This window comes from Fusibacter tunisiensis, assembly GCF_016908355.1.
In the GTDB taxonomy this organism is placed as follows: Bacteria; Bacillota; Clostridia; order Peptostreptococcales; family Acidaminobacteraceae; genus Fusibacter_D; species Fusibacter_D tunisiensis.
The window spans coordinates 1-4,612 of record NZ_JAFBDT010000048.1; the positions used below are offsets into that span (position 1 = coordinate 1).

Consider the following 4,612-nt stretch of genomic DNA (forward strand, 5'->3'; position numbering starts at 1 on the left):
GGATTTCTTTTTCTTTTTGCCATTTCGGACCTCCATTTTGTCTAAGTGAATTATAACTGATTTTTCACTTTACACAAAATATCTTACACCATCTAATAAAATAGAGTATATTGAAGAACCAATTATAACTGTTCAAGAAATAAGATTAAGGGGGAGTTGAATGGCTACATATAAAGAAATTCAAAGTTATGTAAAAAAGAAATATGATATATCAGTAAAGACATGCTGGATTGCTGATATGAAAGAACATCATGGACTAGAGAAACGAGTTGCACCAAATAGAATTTCAGTTGATTCAAAAACTAATCCTTGTCCTAGTGATAAACAAGAAATGATTTCAGATGCATTCAAATATTTCAAAATGATATAGGTGGTGGTAGAATGTTTAATAATATTGACATGGATTTAGTTAAAAGTATTGTTGAGATTGCTGTTATTGTATTAAGTGCAGTAGTTGGTGGTGGAATACTAGTGAAGTTAAAGCAAAAGAATAAAGCCTCACAAAAGAACTCAGGAAATATTTCAATTGGCGACAACGCTAATAATGTTAAAATAAACCAAAAGAATTCTCATAATATTAACCAGACTAATAAGAGTAAGAAAGATGGTGAATAGATGAGTAAGAGAAAAACAGGCTTTTGGGGGTTAAATTCTAAAGATAAGCAAATGAATTTAAATGAGACTAATACATCAGGAAATATTTCTCTTGGTAATGATAATAGCGATATCAACATAAGTCAAAATAACAGCCACAACAAAAAAATATTCAATATGAAAGGTCTAATCAACATTGTTTTTGGTGATAAAACTGAAGTTACTGATGATGAATCATTAAAAGTAAGAATAAATGAAATTAGAGAGTTGATGGACGGTAATCAGACTAAACAAGCGTTGAAAGAATTAGATGAGTTAAAGACAACATACTTAGTTTCAGCAAAACCTCTAACGGTAAATGATAGATTTTCAATTTTTATGAGTATATATACTTGTTATATAAATCTCGGTGAGTTCGAAAATGAGAAAAAATTAGTTGAGACAATGATAAGGAACGATTTAAACACTGCTGATGAATACTATAAGTTTAAGTATCTCTTTGCACTAGACCAATTCAAAACAGATAAAGCAAACGATATTATTCCTTTGTGCCAAGAAGTACTTGATGAACATGAAGATTACTATAAGGCAAGAATACTATTGCTTATTGCACAATCTATTTCTCAAGAAATAGAGTATGATGTAGCAATAACAACTATAGATGAGTTAATAAAGAAACATGAGTTAAAGGATTCTAATAAAGCTTATGCAATTATTGCAAAAGGTGATATTTCACTAAATACAAAACATTTTGATAGTGCAATTGAGTATTACTCAGAAGCCTATAGTTTAAAAGAAACCCTTAATTATAAGGCTGGTGTTGCAATTGCATACTTCTTGAAAGCTGTTAAAAATGCTAATGCTAATGGATATATCAAGTTTTCAAAACTAGATTTCGATTCATTACATGAAGCGAGAGTGTTATTTGATGAGATTTATGAAGTAGCATCTAAAGAAAAGAATACTGCAATACTAAAAGAAATTATACCTTTCTATATGAATGCATTAGAGTTTACTGAGGAGTCACAGCAAATATTGGACATAAAAAAAGAAGTAGCTGATATTGTTGATTTTGAAAAAAGAGAGATGGCAATTATATCAGTACATGCTGAGATGCTTGCTGGAGATGTATCGCAAGAAGCTATCGATAAATTAAGTGGTTCTGATAAAGCAAAACTTGAATTATATAACCTTGCTTCAAAGGGAAAGTATAGTGAGGTATATACTAGAATTCTACCATTGATGGATTCCGTTTTCAAAAATGATGAAGCTATTATAGCTTTATATTTGATATCTTTGATTAGAACAAGTAATAGCGACTTTGTTCCTGAATTAAAAAGGTATAAGGAGAATTTTAAGGGTGAGGTAGAATATGAGTTGATTTGGATTCAATATTTAGAACATAGCGATAAACTAGAAGAAGCAAAAGACGAAGTTAAGAGATTAATTGAAAAAAGAGATGAACCTCTTGCAGTTTTAGATGCATATATGTTTTATGAGAGACATAATATGAATCAGGAACGATTTGAACTATCTCAAATGATTGTAGATGGAGTTAAGTCTGTCAGACCAAAGGACTTTAATGAAGTTCAAAAAAAGCATTTGTTCATGTTGATTGATATGAAATCATTTGAAGAAGCTGAACAGTTTTTCAATAAAATTGACTTAGGAACCTTTGGAGAAATAGATAAACTTCAGATTCAAGTTGAATACCATAGATTCATGGGTGAACTTCAAGAACTAGCTGATTTAACCGTTGAATATGCAAAGAAGGTTCAAAACAATAGCCACTTAATATATGGTGCATCGTTGTATTCAGTAACAAATCAATTGTCAAAAGGTATTAGATTACTTGAAGAAATAAGAGACTCTGGGAACTACGAAAAATCTGAATTATATAGGGCTTTGTCTAAACTATATATAATGAATAACGAAAATGATAAAGCGTTTGATTCTGCATTAAAGGCAAAGGAAATAGATAAGGACTTATTTAAAAGCCCAAGCCACAGTTTTTTTGTGATGATAGGGTTGAGAGTCAATCGAACAGATGATGCAACAAAACATATGGTGGAATTCCATGAGAATTTCCCTAAAGAAGACTGGATAAGAAGTGGAAATGTTTTAGTAAAAGATGAAGATGGTAATGATACAATTGACCCCAAAGAATTAATGAAATTAACTGGTGATAGAACAGGTTATAACGAAGTAAGGCAAGCCTTTTTTAACTACAAATTTGGTGTTTCTACTTATATTAAAGTTATGAATGATATGAAGTTGGATTTCATATTTGGTGAATTAAGATACTTGAAAAAGAAGATTAAAGTAAGTGAGGGTGTTGTTTCAAAGATTAATCAGTATGCAGAAGTTATAGAGAATGTTATTCTTGTTGACTTAATCTCTTTGTACGTATTAGCTGATGCTGATTGTCTCGAAATTCTCAAAGAGTTTGAAGAAGTTCAAATATCCTATACAACCTATGAGAGTCTACTATCTATAATTATTCAGATGGAAAGCCCTAAAATAAGAACAATTCTAGAGTTTATTTCTAATTCAATGAATGTGAAGTTAGTTGCAATAAAACAAAGTCTTATGCATGGTAATAGGCATTTTACTGATGAGACAATGTTCAATCTACATTATTCTCATTCTGAAAAGATACCTTATTTATCTGGAGAGTATAATTTAAGAAATGCTATAACAGATAATAGTGAATATGTAGTAGATATTTCATCAGTTCTAAAAGCATTATCTCTACGAAATGCAGATACACGAAAGAAGACAACTAAGTATATTGAAAAGTTGATTAGGCAAGATTACACATTTATAAGTTTCAATCTAGTAAATGTGATTGATACATTTGATAACTTACATGAAGATGATGATATCAATGAAGCTTTCAGTGTTTATCTTAGCATGTCAAGATTCTGTGATTACGATAGTTTTATCAATATATATATCAAGTTTTTACATTTTATTGAGGACAGAATTGAAAATGACCGTTATTTAGAGTTCGTTACAATGATATTTGATTATCTTGATTGGTATGTCGGTCGTACTAGGTACTATCATAATTTAATAAAACCTAATCTACCTGATAAAGATGAATATCCATACTACTATAGAGAAGATGCATTATGTACTAGTGTTATGGTATTGGGAACTAAAATAGATGAACACCTCTGGCAAAAGAAATATGTCAGACTGAAAAATGATTCCACTTATATTAAATATCACAGCATAGTTATGGGGGTTATGAATGGGTTATACCACTTCTTCTTAAGGTACAAGGATGATGAAGTTAAATTTGTAGAATTGTACAAGCTTATTGTTAATAGATTTAGATATATTGACTCAACTGCAATGAAAGCAATGGTCAGTGAGATGTATAAAGGTGAAAAAAATATTGAAAATATATTAAGAAACTTTTAGGATTATGAGGCAACCATATAAGGGTTGCCTCATACTTCTGCTATTCAATAAGACGAAGAGATGTTAAAATTTAATTTCAATTTTTTCTAATCTGAGTGAGTTTCATCAAAAGGGTAACAAACCAGCCCATAAACCAATCTTACTGCAACTTAACTACTGTTTTTCATTTTGAATTCATTATATGTTTTTAAGTTCTTCTTTTGTGAACTTCAGTATAATTGGCATATGTTTATGGAGACCAAACCATTCCCAAATGATAAGCCATTTTTTAATCCTCACAGTAGCTGATTGATTATTAGAACCGTTCTGTATAGGATTCGTAAGGTGAACCGTATCATAAGTAAAGGGGTTTAACTTTAAAAAGTCTTCTATAAAAGACAAAAAAATAAAATACCACGCAAAAGTCTTGCACAAAAGACTTTTGCGTGGTATTTTTAAGTTGAGACTAACTATATGAAGTCAATAGAAAAAACAAAATAATCTAAATAAAATTAAAGTTATTGGTCAGTAAGTGGTGAATGACTCTGATTAATTTTTTAGCAACATGAGAGTTAGCAACATAATGATGTTTACCTTCGGATTTTTTCTT

3 protein-coding genes are annotated in these 4,612 nt (G+C 30.0%); all 3 read left to right on the forward strand.

What is annotated here, in order from left to right:
* Positions 1-160 precede the first annotated feature (160 nt).
* Genes JOC49_RS12810 through JOC49_RS12820 form a run of 3 tightly spaced genes read left to right on the forward strand, consistent with a single transcriptional unit; the run spans position 161 to position 4,023 of the window.
* Positions 161-370, forward strand: coding sequence for an RNA methyltransferase (locus JOC49_RS12810; protein ID WP_204665433.1), 210 nt, complete (start codon positions 161-163; stop codon positions 368-370).
* Between the two features lie 11 nt (positions 371-381).
* Positions 382-615: a hypothetical protein gene (locus JOC49_RS12815; protein ID WP_204665434.1), complete on the forward strand. Its 234-nt coding sequence runs from the start codon at positions 382-384 to the stop codon at positions 613-615.
* A complete protein-coding gene (locus JOC49_RS12820; protein ID WP_204665435.1) occupies positions 616-4,023 on the forward strand; it encodes a tetratricopeptide repeat protein in 3,408 nt (1,135 codons plus the stop codon).
* The last annotated feature ends 589 nt before the right edge of the window (positions 4,024-4,612 follow it).